Origin of the sequence: Halomonas sp. 7T (assembly GCF_025643255.1) — a bacterium.
Lineage (GTDB): Bacteria > Pseudomonadota > Gammaproteobacteria > Pseudomonadales > Halomonadaceae > Vreelandella.
The window spans coordinates 840,969-857,432 of sequence record NZ_CP087112.1; the positions used below are offsets into that span (position 1 = coordinate 840,969).

Sequence of the window (16,464 nt, forward strand, 5' to 3'; positions counted from 1 at the left end):
CGCCAATGCGTATCCATGTGCTTGACCCCAGGCTGGCTAACCAAATAGCCGCGGGAGAGGTCGTTGAGCGACCGTCTTCGGTGACTAAAGAGCTCATTGAGAACGCTATAGATGCAGGTAGCCAACGCATTGAGGTGGAGATCGAGCAGGGTGGAGCCCGGCTCATTAAGGTGCGCGATGATGGTATTGGCATTAGCGAGCAAGACTTGCCGCTGGCGCTTGCGCGACACGCGACGAGTAAGATCAGCAGTCTCGAAGATCTCGAAGGGGTGAGTTCGCTAGGTTTTCGCGGGGAGGCGCTTGCCTCTATCAGTTCCGTCTCGCGCTTGGAGTTAACCTCCAATGCGGACGAAGACCCCCGCCAGGGCTGGCGGGTAGTGGCAGAGGGGCGGGGTATGGAGGCGAAGGTTATGCCAGCGCCGCACCCCCGTGGCACGAGCGTCGCCGTGCGCGATCTGTTTTTCAACACCCCAGCACGGCGCAAATTTTTGCGCACCGAAAAGACCGAGTTTGCCCATGTGGAAGAAGCCTTCCGTCGCCAAGCGCTATCTCGCTACGATATTGCCTGGGTGCTGCGCCATAACCAGAAAGTGGTTCACCAGCTTCCGCAGGGCAATACGCCTGCTGCTCGCGAGCGGCGTATTGCCTCGCTGCTGGGTAAAAACTTTATCGAGCATGCCCGCTATATTGAGCGCGAAGCGGGCGGTCTGCGGCTCAGTGGCTGGGTCGGTTTGCCAACCCACTCTCGCTCGCAAGCCGACCAGCAGTATTTCTTTGTTAATGGGCGCGTCGTGCGTGACCGCTTAGTGGCTCATGCGGTGCGCCAAGCTTATCGCGATGTGCTGTATAACGGGCGCCATCCCGTGTTTGTCCTCTATTTGGAGCTAGACTCGGATGTAGTGGACGTCAACGTTCACCCCACCAAGCATGAGGTGCGCTTCCGTGATGGACGCATCGTGCACGACTTCCTTTACTCTAGCTTGCACCACTGTTTGGCGGCTTCCAAACCCTCCGAGGAGCAGTCGGCGTCAGACGCTCAGGCGTTAGAAGCGCCAGAATCCGACACGCCCAGCCAAGTAGAACAGCCAGCCCCACGCTGGCAGCAGCAGGGCATGCCGCTATCAGAAGGTCAGGGGCGGCACCCTGGTGCTGAGCGCGTGCGCCGCTTTATGCAAGGGTATCAAGCGCTGCATCCGGACCATGAAGAGACGCTGCTCACCCCCCAGTCGAGTCCGCCCGGCCAGCAACCGGCCGCCACGGCAGTGCGAGAAGTGCCGCAGGTGATGCCTGCCTATGATGCCACCGAGGCACCACCGCTGGGCTTTGCATTAGGCCAGCTGCACGGGGTATATATTTTGGCGCAAAATACTCAGGGTTTAGTGCTGGTGGATATGCACGCGGCCCATGAACGCATCGTTTATGAGCGTATGAAAAACCAGCTGGCAGCTGCCAAAGGCGTTGATGCGCAGCCACTTTTGGTGCCGGTTTCGCTGGCAGCGAGCCGTAGTGAAGTTGCCACCGCCGAGAGCGAGCGCGATGCCATCATTCAGCTAGGCGTGGAGCTAGACGTAGCAGGGCCAGAAACACTACTGGTGCGGCAATTACCTGCGCTACTGGCTCAGGCTGATCCGGAAGCGTTGGTGCGTGAAATGCTTGAGGAGCTTTCGCGCTTTGGCCGCACGCACCAAGTGGAAGCACGTATTCATGAGCTGCTTTCTACTATGGCGTGTCATGGCAGCGTGCGCGCTAATCGGCGTTTAACGCTTGATGAAATGAACGCGTTGCTGCGGGATATGGAGCGCACAGAGCGTAGTGATCAGTGTAATCATGGCCGCCCGACCTGGACGCAAATGAGTATGAAAGCACTCGACCGGCTGTTTCTGCGCGGTCAATAAAAAGGCGATAGATATGGAGGGCTGTGAGCTAATGGCGGATAAACGCCCCTTGGCTATTTTTTTAATGGGTCCTACGGCGGCAGGGAAAACAGATACCGCCATCGCGCTACATGAACGACTAGGGCACGAAATAATTAGCGTTGACTCTGCCATGGTCTATCGTGGAATGGATATCGGCAGCGCCAAGCCCAGCGACGAAGAGCTTCTACGTGCCCCGCATCGGCTGATTGATATACGTGACCCCGCCGACCCGTATTCAGCGGCAGATTTTCGCGAAGATGCGCTGCAAGAGATGCGGCAAATCACCGCGGCAGGCAAGGTTCCTCTTTTGGTGGGCGGTACCATGCTCTATTACAAACGTTTGGTGGAAGGGGTGGCGAATTTACCCGCTGCCGACTACGCCATTCGTCAACGCTTAGAGACACAGCGCCAAGCGGAGGGACTTGAGGGCTTGCATCGTTTGCTTATCGAGGTTGATCCTGTCTCTGCGGCGCGCATACACCCTAATGATCCGCAGCGTTTAATGCGTGCATTAGAGGTGTATTACGCCAGCGGTCGGCCAATGAGCACCTTATGGGCGGAACAGACGCCGGAAACCTTTCCTTGGCGGGTGCTGTCCATAGCGCTAGCACCTAGTGATCGCTTAGTGCTTCACGAACGTATCGCCCAGCGTTTCAAAACAATGTTGGATGAGGGCTTGATAGATGAGGTGGCTGCCCTCAAAAAGCGTAATGACCTTCACCTGGGGCTGCCTGCTATGAAAAGCGTAGGCTACCGACAAGTGTGGGAGTATTTAAATGGTGAGTATGACAAGGCGGCACTATTAGAGCGCGGCATTATTGCGACTCGTCAGCTTGCCAAGCGGCAATTAACGTGGTTAAGACGCTGGCCCTCGCTGACATGGATAGATTCGCAGCAGCCAGATGCTTTGGATAAGGTGCTGAAATTCGTGCGTGAAAGCGGTGCTTAGCGTAAGATAGTGAGTTCGTAAGTGAGTGTTTTCGAGCGGCCGGTTGGCTCTAGTGACAACACCCAGCCTTTCGGGCAATAAGATTGCGGCGTAGCACCAGTTAGGGCACGCCATTAATAACCAACCCCAACGACAGTTTAGGGAGAGCAACATGTCCAAAGGGCAGTCCCTTCAAGATCCGTACCTGAATATTTTGCGCAAGGAGCGCATTCCGGTCTCTATCTTCCTGGTAAACGGCATTAAGCTGCAAGGCCAGATTGAATCGTTTGACCAGTTTGTCATCTTGTTGCGTAACACAGTCAGTCAGATGGTTTACAAACACGCTATTTCCACGGTCGTGCCCTCGCGCAATGTGCGCCTGCCAGCACAAGATCCCGCCGCGCCTGACGCGGACATCTAATCCCGCTGGATAGCAAGAGAGCCGAATGAGGTATTGATTGTTTTTTGAACGCCCAGACGCCGGTGAAACGGCAGTTCTTGTTCACGTTGATTTCCATGATGAACAAGCACGTGAAGACCCGGGTGAGTTCTTGGAACTCGTGCGATCTGCTGGTGCAGAGCCTGCGACATTGCTCACAGCTAGCCGCCAACGACCTGACTCCAGAACGTTTATAGGGACAGGTAAGTTGGAAGAGCTGCGGGCAATGCTCGCAGCTCACGAGGCCGAACTGGTGATCTTCAACCACTCGTTAAAACCTTCCCAAGAGCGCAATCTTGAGCATGAGCTCAAGTGTCGTGTGCTTGACCGTACCGGCTTGATACTTGATATATTTGCACAACGGGCAAGAACACACGAAGGTAAGCTGCAAGTAGAGCTTGCCCAGCTTGAATATATGTCCACGCGCCTTATTCGTGGGTGGACTCACCTAGAGCGCCAGAAAGGCGGTATTGGTCTGCGTGGCCCGGGTGAAACCCAGCTCGAAACTGACCGCCGTCTTTTAAGAGTGCGCATCAAGTCTATTCATAGGCGGCTTGATAAAGTGCGCAGTCAGCGTGAACAGAATCGGCGCGCTCGTTCTCGGGCAGAGATTCACAGCGTATCGCTGGTAGGCTATACCAATGCGGGAAAGTCAACGCTGTTTAATGCATTAACGAACGCTGAGGTGTACGCTGCTGACCAGCTCTTCGCAACGCTGGACCCAACGCTTAGGCGCCTTGAAATTGAGGATGTTGGCCCCGTTGTATTAGCGGATACAGTGGGCTTTATTCGTCATCTCCCTCATAAGTTGGTCGAGGCGTTTCGTGCCACTTTGCAAGAAGCTGCTGAAGCAACGCTGCTAGTGCACGTTATTGATGCGGCTGACCCTGATAGAGACTTGAACGTAGAGCAAGTGAATCGCGTTCTTGAAGAGATCGGCGCTGATAGTGTGCCGGTTCTTAAGGTCATGAATAAAATTGACAGGTTGGACAGCGCGCCGCGTATTGAGCGCGATGGACAGGGTACGCCGGAAGTGGTTTGGCTATCTGCCCAGCAAGGGCAGGGCCTAGAGCTGCTGCATGAAGCACTCACTGAGCGCTTGGCAAACGATGTTATTGGCTTCTCGCTGACGCTCTCGCCTGAGCAGGGCAAATTAAGAGCGGGTCTTCACGAGTTAAATGCCGTGAGGGAAGAGACGTTTGACGAGCAAGGCCACTCCGTATTGGATGTGCGCTTGCCACGACGTGACTTTAACCAGCTAATGGCTCAGTTGGGTGAGCGTGCTAATACCTATTTACCTGAAACGCTGCGCGAAACCGACGAGTGGTAGCGGCTGCCGCCGAACTGGCAGGCACTCACAACATTTCCGCTGTCAGTTTTTGTCTACTTATTTGTAGAAAAATGGTACAAGATTGATACAGTAATAATATTAAAAAGCACGGCGACCCCAGCAACAGCGGAGGTCGCGTGCAGGTGAACACCTTAGTGGAGACGAAGTATGGCCTGGAACGAGCCTGGTGGTGGTAACCAGCACGACCCCTGGAGCAGCGGTGGCCGACGCGGTAATAACGGCGGCGATCGTGGCGGTAATGGTGGCAATAATGGAGGTGACAACGGCGGCAATAACGGCGGCAACAATCAAGGTCCACCTGACCTTGACGAAGCGCTGAAGAAATTCCAAGACAAGCTTAACGGTATGTTAGGCGGTGGCAAGAAAGGTGGCGGTGGCGGTAAAGGCACGGGCGGTGGTAAAGGTGATGGCGGCAAACCCCGCAATACCTTAGCCCTGCCTGGCCTACTGGTAGTGGTTGCCCTGGCTATCTGGGCGGCGTCTGGCTTTTATCTGGTTGACCAATCCGAGCGCGGTGTTGTGCTTCGTTTTGGTGAATACCAAGGCATCGTTGATCCTGGCTTGCAGTGGAACCCGCCATTGATTGATGACGTGCGAATGGTCAACGTGACGCGAGTTCGCTCCGTCTCGCAAACCCAGTCTATGCTTACTCGCGATGAAAACATCGTCGAAGTCGAAATATCTGCGCAGTACCAAGTCGCCAACCCGCGTGATTTTGTGCTCAACGTTCGTGATCCGGGGCTTTCCATTGAGAACGCACTGGATTCGGCGCTGCGTCACGTGGTGGGCGGTACGGATATGATTGAGATTTTAACCTCAGGTCGTGAAATTCTGGGTAGCTCGGTCGCAAGCCGCTTGCAAACCTACCTAGACGCTTATGGGGCAGGTATTCGTCTGCAAACCATTAACATTGAGTCGACCTCAGCGCCCGCACCGGTGATTGATGCGTTCGATGATGTTATCCGTGCCCGCGAAGATCGCCAGCGTACCATTAACGAAGGTATGGCTTATGCCAATGCGATCATCCCGGCTGCACAAGGTCAGGCGCAGCGCGTGGTTGAGCAAGGCCAAGGTTACCGCGAGTCAGTGGTTGCTGAAGCGCAGGGTCAGGCTAATCGCTTTAATGCGCTGTTAACCGAGTACCGTAATTCGCCCGCCATTATGCGCGAGCGCATGTACCTAGATGCGATCGAAGAAGTGTTTGGTAATACGCCGAAAGTGTTGTTGGATATTAGCGAAAACGCGCCATTAATGTACCTGCCTTTAGATCAAATGAGAGGCGGTTCAGGCAGCAGTAGTGCTAGTAGCAATAACAGCAGCAGTAATAGCAGCGAGACGGTTGATCCGCGTGTCCTGGATTCCCTACGCACTGGTCAGGGCAGTTCGTCGTCGAGTAATAGCTCCATTCGCAGGGAGGGCCGCTAAATGATTAATAATCGATCCCTGCTAATCGTAGGTGGCCTTGCGGCCGTGGCTTGGTTGGCCAGCAACAGCCTGTATGTGGTGGATGAAACCGAACGTGCTGTTAAACTGCGTTTTGGTGAGGTAATTGAAGAAAACATCCAGCCTGGGCTGCATGTTAAAATCCCGATTGCTCAGACCATTCGTAAGTTTGACACCCGCTTACTGACGTTGGATACCGATACCAGCCGTTACCTTACCCTTGAGCAGAAGGCGGTAATTGTTGATTCCTACGTTAAGTGGCAGGTCATCAATCCGACGCGTTACTACGAGGCTACAGCCGGTGACGAGTTGATGGCGATTCGCCTGATTCAGCCGCGTGTTGACGAAAGTCTGCGTAACGAGTTTGGTCGTCTTAACTTGCAAGAGATCATTGCAGAGCGTCGCGATGACCTGATGACTGGGCCTACCTCTGAGCTTGATGCGCTGATGCGCGACGAGCTAGGTGTGGCGATTCGTGATATTCGAATCAAGCGCATCGATCTACCGCAAGATGTTTCAGCCGCCGTCTTTGAGCGGATGCGCTCTGAGCGTGAGCGTGAAGCCCGTGAGTGGCGTGCTCAGGGTCAGGAGGAAGCTGAGCGGATTCGTGCTAATGCGGATCGTCGTCGCCAAGTGCTACTCGCCCAGGCTAACGAGCGTTCTGAAACGCTGCGTGGTGAGGGTGATGCAGAAGCAGCCGCGATTTTCTCTCAGGCGTACAGTCAAGACGAAGAGTTTTTCGCTTTTTGGCGTAGTCTGAACGCTTATCGAGAAAGTTTCGCTGGCGATAACAACTTGCTGGTACTTGAGCCAGACAGTGATTTCTTCCGCTATCTGCGCAGTGCTGCTCCCAGTAACGGCGAGTAAGTTTGCAAGCTAAAGCCCCGCCTAAATGTGCGGGGTTCATCTGGCCCGCAAACGTGATAGACTTTATTAACCGGGCGTCGCCCGGTTTTTTTGTGGCCCTCGTTTCGTGAACGTTTACCTGCAGCGCCCGGTGAGGCTGTTGGTAGCGTCGTTAGAAAGGGTCTTCATCGTCTCGCAGGATTGTTCACATGACCATCGCTGACCGCTGGCTACTGCCCGACGGCATGGATGAGGTGCTGCCGCCTCAGGCAAGCCGCATGGAAGAGCTGCGCCGTGCGCTGCTTGATCTTTACCATTGCTGGGGCTACGACCAAGTAATGCCGCCACCGGTAGAGTTTTTGGACTCTTTGCTCACCGGTGCCGGTACTGATTTAGATCTTCAAACGTTTAAGCTGACGGATCAACTAACGGGCCGCATGATGGGGGCATCTGCCGATGTTACCCCGCAGGTAGCGCGGATGGACGCTCATTCGCTGAAGCGCCAAGGGCCGGTTCGTCTGTGTTACTGCACCAACGTCCTGCGTGCCAAGGCGGATCAGCACCAGGGTGGGCGTAGTCCGGTTCAGGTAGGCGTTGAGCTGTTTGGCCATGCAGGTCTAGAAGCTGACAGCGAAATTATTCACTTAGCGCTGTCTAGCTTGAAAGCCGCCGGCGCTGAAGAAGTGCATTTGGCGTTGGGCCATATTGGTATCTACCGAAGTTTGGTGGAAGCAGCCGCGTTGAATGATGAGCAAGAGCGTGGGCTGTTTGCAGCGCTAGCGTTAAAGTCACCTGGCCAGTTGGCTGAGCAAGTTAACGCCAGTGTGAGAGACCCAGCATTAGCCGATATGTTAATAGCGCTGGGTGAGCTGCATGGTGATGCCGGTGTACTCAGCGAGGCCCGCGAGCGTTTTGCCGGTGCGCCTGCGCCAGTGTCTGCAGCGCTTGATCAATTAGAGGCGCTCTATAAAAGCGTGCTGGCACGTTTTGACGTATCGCTCTATTTTGACCTAGCGGAGCTGCGTGGCTACCAATACCATACCGGTATGATATTTGCGGCTTATGTGCCCGGTTACGGTCATGCGCTAGCCAAAGGCGGGCGCTATGATGATACTGGGCGTGCGTTTGGCCGTGCACGGCCAGCAACGGGTTTTTCCATGGACTTGAAACAGCTTGCATCGCTGGCGCTTGCATCACCCAGCCGGGGCGCAATTTGGGCTCCTGCCCAAGAAGAAGAGTCGCTTAACGCTGCCATTGCCGCGCTGCGTGAGCAGGGTGAACGCGTAATTCAAGCGCTGCCAGGGCAGCGTACAGGGCCGGCGGAGCACAGCTGTGACCGCCGTCTTGAGTTTATTGATGGCCGTTGGCAGACAGCGGCCCTGACACAAGAGACGAGTGCATAATGGGTAAGAATGTCGTAGTCCTGGGTACCCAGTGGGGCGATGAAGGTAAGGGTAAAATTGTCGACCTACTGACTGAGTCAGCCTCTGCGGTTGTTCGCTTCCAAGGTGGGCATAATGCAGGTCATACGCTGGTAATCGATGGTGAGAAAACCGTTCTGCACCTGATTCCTTCGGGCGTTCTGCGTCCGGGGAAAACGTGTGTGATTGGTAACGGTGTGGTGCTGTCGCCGGAAGCATTGATCAAAGAGATCCGCGAGCTGGAAGCGAAGGGCGTACCCGTTCGCGAGCGCTTGCGCCTCTCCCCTGCGTGCCCGCTTATCTTGCCTTACCACGTGCGTCTAGACCAAGCGCGTGAAAAAGCGCGTGGCGTTGCAAAAATTGGTACCACTGGTCGTGGTATTGGCCCTGCCTATGAAGACAAAGTGGCACGTCGTGGCCTGCGTTTGGGCGATATGCTTCACCGCGAGCGTTTCGCATCCAAGCTTGGCGAAGTGCTGGATTACCACAACTTTGTACTGGTGAATTACCACGGTGAACCAGCGGTAGATTTCCAGGAAGTGCTGGATAGCGCGATGCAAATGGCCGAAGAGCTGCGCCCAATGGTGGCGGATACGGTCAGCATGGTACATGACCTGCGTAAAGCCGGTGAGAACATCCTGTTTGAAGGCGCTCAAGGCTCGCTACTGGATATTGATCACGGTACTTACCCCTACGTTACCAGCTCTAACACTACCGCGGGTGGTACGGCCACTGGTTCAGGCGTTGGGCCGCTATATCTGGATTACGTGCTAGGTATCACTAAGGCGTACACGACGCGCGTTGGCTCTGGCCCGTTCCCCACCGAGCTATTTGACGTTGACGGACGCCACCTGGCCGAGCGTGGCCATGAGTTTGGTGCCACTACTGGCCGTCCGCGTCGCTGTGGCTGGTTTGATGCCGTCGCGTTGCGCCACGCGGTGCAAATCAACTCGGTATCTGGCATCTGCTTAACCAAGCTTGATGTACTGGACGGCCTGGAAAATATCCGTGTATGTATTGGCTATCGCAGCAAAGATGGTGAAGTGCTGGATAATCCGGTTGATTCAGAAGGCTACGAGGCTATTGAGCCGCTGTACCAAGATTTACCCGGCTGGAAAGAGTCTACACTAGGCGCTAAGCGAGTAGAGGATTTGCCTGCTAACGCTCGCGCGTATATCAGCTTCTTAGAAGAGCAGGTAGGCACTAGTATTGATATTATTTCCACGGGGCCTGACCGTGTCGAAACCATCGTGCTGCGTAACCCATTTCATGACTAAGTGAGTCTTCATATTGTTAGTATGAATAGGTAAGCGAAGTCACAGAAATAGAGAGTTGCGAGAGAGAGGAGCGATATAATCGCTCCTCTCTTGTTTTTAGGGGGTTAGCTATTACTTGTTAGTTCTTGTGTCTCAGCGCCCCAACGTCCTAAAAATCGATACCCCGTCGAGCCTGTAAGCCGTTATTAAACGCATGACGTACTTCCTGCATTTCAGTCACTGTGTCTGCCATGCCGACGAGATCACGGTGGGCGTTGCGGCCAGTAATAATCACGGTTTGCTCTTTGGGCCGATTGATGAGCGCCTGCTTAACCGTGGCAATATCTAAATATCCAAACTTCAGCATGTAGGTAATTTCATCCAGCACGACTAAGTAGGTGTCCGGATCGGCGAGCATTTTTTCCGCTTCTTGCCAAACGGCTTGGCAAGCCCGTGTATCGGCCTCTCTATCCTGGGTGTCCCAGGTAAAACCAGTCGCCATAATTTCAACGCTTAGATTTGGATCTTCTTCCAAACGGTCGCGCTCGCCGCACTCCCATTGGCCTTTAATGAACTGCACGACCGCCACCTTATAGCCGTACCCCAACGCCCGAGTAACGGTGCCCCAAGCTGCCGTTGTTTTCCCTTTCCCATTGCCTGTATTTACAAGTAGTAGGCCGCGCTGCTCAGTCGCATTGGCCACTTTTTCATCAACGCGGGCTTTCAGTTTTTCCATGGACGCCTTATGGCGTGTATCACGATCACTCATAGGGGCTCCTGGGAGTTTGATTAACTTAGCGGTGGTTAGGTTAAGCGATTTTTAAGCAATTAACACTAATGCGCATAGGTTTTGTATAAAAAAATATGTGCTGCTGCGTCGATGATTTCCTGCCTAAAATCTGTTTGTTCAGGAAGAGGATTGGCCGCGTGGGTGCTTGCTGCTCTAGAATAGTGGGTCATATCTTGTTAGGAATAATGCCATGCCATCATTTGATATTGTGTCCGAGTTTGATCAACACGAAGCGTCCAATGCTGTCGATCAAGCAAATCGCGAAGTTCAAACCCGGTTTGATTTTAAGGGAGTCGATGCCAGCTTTGCTTTGGAGGGCGAGAAAGTCCAGCTAGAGGCCGAAGTCGATTTTCAACTTAAGCAAATGATCGAAGTGCTGCGTAACCGTTTGATTGCTCGTGGTATTGATGCTCGCTGCATGGATATTCAGGATGCTGTGCTCTCAGGTGTTAAAGCACGCCAGGAGGTGGTACTTAAGCAAGGGCTAGACCAAGCGGAAGCCAAAGATGTGGTAAAACGCATCAAAGGTAGCAAACTGAAAGTGCAGGCCCAAATCCAGGGGGAAAAAGTACGCGTTACGGGTAAAAAACGCGACGATTTACAAAGTGTTATGGCGCTGCTTCGTGGCGAAGAAGGGCCCGAGTTGCCGCTGCAGTTTGATAATTTTCGCGATTAATTCGTGCCTCACTCAATTGTTGCGATAGCGCCCGGAACGGCGCTATCCACCGACTCAAAACTTAAAGGAGTTTCGCACTATGTCTGATCCGCAGCCGGTTTATTTAAGCGACTATCAGCCGCCCGCCTACCACATTACCCATACCGAGCTGACGTTTGATCTTGACCCCACTACGACTCGCGTTAAAGCACGATTAATGATTGAGCGCCATGCTGAGGCCGATGCCAACGCCGCGCTGGTGCTTAATGGCGAACACCTGACGCTTCGTTCCCTCGCTATCGACGGCCAGTCGCTGGACGCCGCTGATTACCAGCTATCTGATGAAACGCTAACGATCCTCAGTGTTCCGGCGGCGTTTACGCTGGAGAGTGAAGTAGATATTTCTCCTAGCAGTAACACTGCTTTAGAAGGGCTTTATCAATCTAACGGTATGTACTGCACGCAGTGTGAAGCGGAAGGATTTCGCCGCATCACCTATTATCTGGATCGCCCCGATGTCATGGCAACGTTTAAAGTTACCGTAGTGGGTAATGCTACGAGCGAACCTGTGCTGCTGGCCAACGGCAATCCCGTGGATAAGGGCACCGTAGAAGGTGGTCGCCACTACGTTACTTGGGAAGACCCGCACCCTAAGCCTTGCTATTTATTTGCGCTGGTCGCCGGTGATCTGCGCAAGGTTGAAGAGCACTTTACTACCATGAGTGGGCGTAACGTTACGCTACAGCTTTGGGTGGAGGAAGAGAACCTTGATAAAACCAACCATGCCATGGCCTCACTCAAGCGTGCTATGACCTGGGATGAGCAAACCTATGGCCGTGAGTACGATCTAGATCTATTTATGATTGTGGCCGTGAACGACTTCAATATGGGCGCAATGGAGAATAAAGGGCTTAACATCTTTAACTCCGCCGCGGTATTGACGCATCCCAATACTGCAACAGACGCGGCTTATCAAAATGTTGAGGGTATTGTTGCTCATGAATATTTTCATAATTGGTCGGGCAACCGGGTAACGTGCAGGGATTGGTTCCAGCTATCACTCAAAGAAGGCTTTACGGTTTTTCGCGATCAGTGCTTCTCAGCGGACACCAACTCAGCGCCTGTTAAGCGTATTCAAGACGTCTCTTTTTTCCGTACTGCGCAGTTTGCTGAAGACGCCGGGCCAACAGCACACCCTATCCGCCCCGATCATTTTATTGAAATCACCAACTTCTACACCCTGACCATTTATGAAAAGGGTGCAGAAGTGGTGCGAATGCTGCGTAATTTATTAGGTTGGGAAGATTTTCGTCGTGGCTCGGATCTCTATTTTGAGCGTTTTGATGGTCAGGCGGTCACTATTGAAGATTTTGTTGGCTGCATGGCAGAAGTTTCGGGCGCTGACTTAGAGCAGTTTATGCGTTGGTACTCCCAGGCAGGCACGCCGGAAATTGATGCCCGTGGTGAGTATGATTACGCCCATGGCGAATACCACCTCACGCTTCGCCAGCGAACGCCGGCTACTCCTGGCCAGCTTGATAAATTGCCGCTGCACATTCCTGTTCGAATGGGCTTGGTGGGTACGAAGTCAGGGCAAGATCTTACGCTCACTCTAGATGGTGAAAAGTTAGGAAAAGACGCGGTTATTCACCTTCGTGATGACGAGCAAACCTTCGTGTTTACCGATGTAGCCGAAGCACCGGTACCGTCATTGCTGCGCGACTTTTCGGCACCTGTAAAATTGCACTTTCCTTACTCCCGTGAGGATTTAGCCTTCCTGCTTACTCACGATAGTGATGGCTTTAACCGCTGGGATGCTGGTCAGCGTCTGGCCATGTTAGCACTAGATGATCTAATCGCTGCCCATCGTAACGGTGTCGAAAAAGTCATGGATAGCCGTGTAGTGGAAGCGTTTAGAACGCTACTAACCGGTGAAGTGAGTGATAAAGCCGTGTTGGCGGAAATGCTCACGCTACCCTCAGAAGCTTACATCGCTGAACAGCAGCCCATCATTGACGTGGATGCAATTCATGCTGCCCGCGAGTTCGTGCGCCAGTCGCTGGCGATGGCGCTACGCGATGAGTTTCTAGCGACCTATAATGACAATGTGAGTGATGAGCACTATGCGCCGTCGCCAGAGCAAATTGCTCAGCGGAGCCTTAAAAATGTAGCGCTTACGTATTTAATGTCGATTGAAGATGAGCAGGGGCTAGCATTGTGTGAGGCCCAGTTTGCTGCAGATCACAATATGACCGATGTACGCCATGCATTAACGCTTTTGGTGCATAGCGATCGGGACGACCTTGCCTCACCTGCGCTTAAAACGTTTGGGCAAAAATGGGCGCACGACCCGTTAGTGATGGATCAGTGGTTTACTATTCAGGTATCTCGGCCGCAGCAAGATGTCCTTGAGCGAGTTGAGTACTTAATGCAGCACCCTGCCTTTTCCATCAAAAACCCTAACAAGGTACGCGCTTTAATTGGGGCGTTTGCTCAGAACAGAGTTAACTTCCACCGTTTAGATGGCAAAGGTTACGCGCTGTTGGCAGACGTAGTGATCGAACTTAACCGCTTAAACCCAGAGATAGCGGCACGCTTAATTACACCACTGACACGTTGGCAGCGTTTTGATGAAAAGCGTCAACAGCTGATGCGTGAGCAGCTTGAGCGTATTAAGCGCGAGCCGCTATCATCAAATGTGTTTGAGGTGGTTGAGAAAGCGCTGGCCTGATAGATGGCAGCGAATTAACCATGGAAAGGGAAAACCTAGGTGAACGATTCACAGCAGCGTTATCTACTTATCGTTAATGGTAAGTCTGCCGGTAATCCGGCGCTTCGCGAAGCCGTTGAAGAGCAAAGGAAAGCAGGGACGCATATTACCGTTCGCTCTACCTGGGAGGGAGGCGACGCTGCTGCGTTTGCGGCCCAGTCGGTTGAACTGGGCGCAACGTGCGTGGTGGCTTGCGGCGGCGATGGCACGGTCAATGAGGTGGTGAATGGCTTAATGCAGCTAGCGCAGGATCAGCGTCCTGCGCTAGGTATTGTGCCGCTTGGCAGCGCCAATGATTTTGCGACTTCTGTGGGGCTGCCATTGGAACCAGGTCCTGCCCTAGCCGCAGCGTTGACGCTTTCGCCGTCACCGATTGATGTGCTGCGCGTGTCTGCAGAAGCGAATGATGAGCGTTTTACCAGCTACTACATCAACATGATGACCGGTGGCTTTGGAGCCGAAATCACCTCGTCTACTCCCAAAATGCTAAAGCGCATGCTGGGTGGAGGAGCTTATTCGCTCATGGGTGCGTTCAAAGCGTGGAGACACCGAAGTTATCGTGGCACATTGCACTGGGGGGGCGAGGAGCGTTGTGCTGAGCTATTGCTGTTAGCGTTAGGTAATGGTCGTCAGTCGGGCGGTGGACAAGTTTTAGCGCCCAGCGCTAAGTTGGACGATGGACGTTTGGACGTGCTGGTGGTTAGGGACTTTACCTCTGTTTTACAGCTGCCAACGTTAATAACTGAGTTGCAACAGTTCCCTGAAGAGGGTCGGTATGTGAGTTATTTCACGGTCAGTCAGCTTACTGTCACGACTCAGCAGGATGACCCTCCCTGGCCGTTAACACTGGACGGGGAGGCGCGGCATTACGACCGCTTCTCCGTTGAAATGGTGCCGCTGGCACTGAAAGTCCTGCTGCCTGACAAGTGCCCGCTGTTGGTAGCAAATAACTAAGACTCAATGCGGCTGCCTTTTAACGGCTGCTAGTATTATATCTAAAGCCACCTGAGGAGAATGGTTCGATGGTAAATCGTTTATGGATACCTGCGCTTGCTGCCCTGGCACTACTACTAAGTGCCTGTGGCGACAGTCAGGAAGAGCCTACTGTCGCCCCTGAAGAGAGTGCGTCATCCGTCTCGGATGATGAGGTGGTTCAAAATGAAGAGGCGCCTGCTGCAGCGGAGAACGCTGCTGACATGCCTGAGCCTGAAGAAATTGAGGATAGTGTCGAAGCGCGTCAAGCGGCAGAGGAACTCGAGCAAGCCGAAGCGCTTCGAGCGGACGATAACGACACGTTGACGGAACAGCCCCAAGAAGCAGAAGAGATACAGGCGGGTGAGGATACGTTAGCTACCGACCCTGACGATGCGCTAGATGAAACAAGTGCCATGCCGGGGGAAACCACGCGCTCGGATGTAGATGACATCATCGCCGAAACCGAACGCCGTTTTGAAGAGGCTCAGCAGCGGCTAGAGCAGCAGTTTCAGGAAGTAGAGCAGCAATCCACGACGTTGGAGCCGATGGAGAGCGAAGATCTTCCAACAAGTTGGGAAACGGACAGCAGTTTGCCTGAAAGTACACGTTTAGAGGACGACCTGGAATCGACGGATGTCGATGCATTGATCGAAGATACTGAGCGTCGTTTTGAAGAAGCCCAGCAGCGCTTAAACGAGCAGTTTGAAGAGATCGAGCAGGAGCGTGTTAATGGTGAAGTTGGTGATAGTTTAGAGCCCTATGGCTCCGAAGCGGATAGCTTAGAGTCTGCAAATAGCCAAGAAGAAGGTGCTGAAGACGCGCGTGCAGAATAAAATGCAAACGCTACCAACGCCAATAGTACAGGTGCCGAGCTAGAGAGCCTAAATGTGATCCAGTAAATACTCACCCTTAAGAAAGGCCCGTACCACGGGCCTGCTGACCTTCCTTGTTGAGCTTACATGATGCTACAAACCACCCTGATTGACGGGCAGTTCGTGCCTTTTTTGCTTGCGATCACGCTTCTTTCGATAAGCCCAGGGGTAGATACACTGCTTGTAATACGAAACACCGCTCGCGGTGGCGTTCGCGATGGAGTAGTAACAAGCGTTGCGATTTGCTGCGGGCTGTTTGTGCATGCCACTATTTCGGCGCTGGGGATCTCTTTCATTCTGCTCCAATCGGCGTGGGCTTTTCATCTGCTTAAGCTTGCCGGAGCGGCCTATTTGATTTGGTTAGGCGTGTCGAGCCTGTTGGCAGCTCGCCGTGGGACGGCGTTACCCGTTAAAAGCGTTCTACAATCGGCATCGCCAGTGCCCATCTGGCAGCCGGTAAAAGAGGGGCTGCTCTCTAATGTGCTGAACCCTAAAACGGTGGTGTTCTATATGGCGTTTTTGCCCCAGTTTATCGCGCCAACCGACCCTGCATTGTTGAAGTCGTTATGGCTAGCCGGTGTTCACTTTGTGATTGCCAATATTTGGCAAATTAGCGTGGTGCTCATGGTCGGAGGGGCGAGCAAATGGTTGGCCAGCGCCCGGTTTGCGCAAACGCTCAATGCCGCCACAGGTGCTGTACTGATCATGTTTGGTGTGCGCTTAGCGTTAGAGCAGCGCCCGGTTTAACCGGGCGCTGGTAGCGGCCATTAAAGTAGCTAAATGATTAACGCCGAGTAAGTGA

Annotated in this window: 14 protein-coding genes; 13 read left to right on the forward strand and 1 reads right to left on the reverse strand. The window is 53.4% G+C overall.

What is annotated here, in order from left to right; genetic code table 11:
- The first annotated feature begins 5 nt into the window (after positions 1–5).
- The 8 genes from mutL to LOS15_RS03850 all read left to right on the forward strand — a co-directional run bounded on the left by mutL (position 6) and on the right by LOS15_RS03850 (position 9,621).
- A complete protein-coding gene (gene mutL, locus LOS15_RS03815) occupies positions 6–1,895 on the forward strand; it encodes a DNA mismatch repair endonuclease MutL (protein ID WP_263069613.1) in 1,890 nt (629 codons plus the stop codon).
- Between the two features lie 31 nt (positions 1,896–1,926).
- Entirely contained in the window at positions 1,927–2,865 is a 939-nt protein-coding gene (gene miaA, locus LOS15_RS03820) for a tRNA (adenosine(37)-N6)-dimethylallyltransferase MiaA (protein ID WP_263068226.1), read from the forward strand.
- A gap of 151 nt (positions 2,866–3,016) precedes the next feature.
- Positions 3,017–3,265, forward strand: a complete 249-nt coding sequence (gene hfq, locus LOS15_RS03825) for an RNA chaperone Hfq (RefSeq protein WP_009099947.1) — start codon at positions 3,017–3,019, stop codon at positions 3,263–3,265.
- Between the two features lie 37 nt (positions 3,266–3,302).
- Positions 3,303–4,613, forward strand: a complete 1,311-nt coding sequence (hflX, locus tag LOS15_RS03830) for a ribosome rescue GTPase HflX (RefSeq protein ID WP_263068229.1) — start codon at positions 3,303–3,305, stop codon at positions 4,611–4,613.
- 168 nt (positions 4,614–4,781) lie between these two features.
- Complete coding sequence (gene hflK / locus LOS15_RS03835; RefSeq protein ID WP_263068231.1) at positions 4,782–6,059, forward strand: FtsH protease activity modulator HflK; 1,278 nt, start codon at positions 4,782–4,784, stop codon at positions 6,057–6,059.
- The gene (hflC, locus tag LOS15_RS03840) at positions 6,060–6,944 is read left to right on the forward strand and encodes a protease modulator HflC (protein ID WP_263068234.1); all 885 of its coding nucleotides are present in this window, start codon (positions 6,060–6,062) and stop codon (positions 6,942–6,944) included.
- Positions 6,945–7,132: 188 nt separating this feature from the next.
- Entirely contained in the window at positions 7,133–8,326 is a 1,194-nt protein-coding gene (locus LOS15_RS03845; RefSeq protein ID WP_263068236.1) for an ATP phosphoribosyltransferase regulatory subunit, read from the forward strand.
- Positions 8,326–9,621: an adenylosuccinate synthase gene (locus LOS15_RS03850; RefSeq protein WP_263068238.1), complete on the forward strand. Its 1,296-nt coding sequence runs from the start codon at positions 8,326–8,328 to the stop codon at positions 9,619–9,621. Before LOS15_RS03845 ends, LOS15_RS03850 begins: the two co-directional genes overlap by 1 nt.
- A 148-nt stretch (positions 9,622–9,769) precedes the next feature.
- On the opposite strand, the gene cobO is transcribed toward LOS15_RS03850, so the two are convergent.
- Positions 9,770–10,369, reverse strand: a complete 600-nt coding sequence (cobO, locus tag LOS15_RS03855) for a cob(I)yrinic acid a,c-diamide adenosyltransferase (protein ID WP_263068239.1) — start codon at positions 10,367–10,369, stop codon at positions 9,770–9,772.
- Between the two features lie 211 nt (positions 10,370–10,580).
- Between cobO and LOS15_RS03860 the strand changes: the two genes are divergently transcribed.
- The 5 genes from LOS15_RS03860 to LOS15_RS03880 all read left to right on the forward strand — a co-directional run bounded on the left by LOS15_RS03860 (position 10,581) and on the right by LOS15_RS03880 (position 16,409).
- Entirely contained in the window at positions 10,581–11,066 is a 486-nt protein-coding gene (locus tag LOS15_RS03860) for a YajQ family cyclic di-GMP-binding protein (RefSeq protein ID WP_263068241.1), read from the forward strand.
- Positions 11,067–11,145: 79 nt separating this feature from the next.
- Complete coding sequence (gene pepN, locus LOS15_RS03865) at positions 11,146–13,776, forward strand: aminopeptidase N (protein ID WP_263068243.1); 2,631 nt, start codon at positions 11,146–11,148, stop codon at positions 13,774–13,776.
- A 39-nt stretch (positions 13,777–13,815) separates the two neighbouring features.
- A complete protein-coding gene (gene yegS, locus LOS15_RS03870) occupies positions 13,816–14,769 on the forward strand; it encodes a lipid kinase YegS (RefSeq protein WP_263068244.1) in 954 nt (317 codons plus the stop codon).
- A 68-nt stretch (positions 14,770–14,837) separates the two neighbouring features.
- Positions 14,838–15,623: a hypothetical protein gene (locus tag LOS15_RS03875; RefSeq protein WP_263068245.1), complete on the forward strand. Its 786-nt coding sequence runs from the start codon at positions 14,838–14,840 to the stop codon at positions 15,621–15,623.
- A gap of 129 nt (positions 15,624–15,752) precedes the next feature.
- Positions 15,753–16,409, forward strand: coding sequence for a LysE family translocator (locus LOS15_RS03880; RefSeq protein ID WP_263069614.1), 657 nt, complete (start codon positions 15,753–15,755; stop codon positions 16,407–16,409).
- The last annotated feature ends 55 nt before the right edge of the window (positions 16,410–16,464 follow it).